Below are 540 nucleotides of genomic sequence, written 5' to 3'. Positions count from 1 at the left end.
GGGTCGTGGCCCTCGACGACGACGGCGTCGTGCGCCTCTGCAATGAAGCAGCGCGGCGGATGCTGGGGCTCGAGGAGCCCACGGGGGCGACGTTGGAGCAGCTGGGCATCGCCCCCGCGATCCTCGCAGCGGCCCGTGACGGCACGGCGAGCGAGGGTGTGGTCGTGGGTGAGCGGGTGCTCTACGCCGATGCGCAGCCGGTGCGCCGCGGCGGGCGCGACCTCGGCACCGTGCTGATCGTCCGCGACCGCACCGACGTCGCCGCGCTCAGCGAGCGACTCGACACGGTGCGGGCCATGACCGGCGCGCTGCGGGTTCAGCGTCACGAGTTCGCCAACCGCCTGCACGTCGCCGTCGGCATGCTCGACGCCGACCGCCCGGGCGAGGCGCGGGAGTTCCTGGGCGAGCAGCTGCATCGCGGACCGGTCGACTACCCCGTCGAGAACATCGACCGTATCGGCGACAGCCTCCTGCATGCCCTCATCGGCGCCCATGGCCTCGAGGCAGGCGAGCGCGGCGTACGCGTATCCGTCGACCCGG

1 protein-coding gene is annotated in these 540 nt (G+C 73.3%); it reads left to right on the top strand.

The genetic code is table 11. The features are described from left to right. Positions 1 to 540 (top strand): sensor histidine kinase (locus PKE99_RS38610; protein WP_369075894.1); only part of this gene is annotated, 540 nt, incomplete at both ends.

It is taken from the genome of Pseudonocardia halophobica (assembly GCF_027922425.1).
GTDB classification, from domain to species: Bacteria; Actinomycetota; Actinomycetes; order Mycobacteriales; family Pseudonocardiaceae; genus Pseudonocardia; species Pseudonocardia halophobica.
Note: the sequence above shows the minus strand (reverse complement) of the source record. Positions and strands in the feature narration are given on the sequence as shown.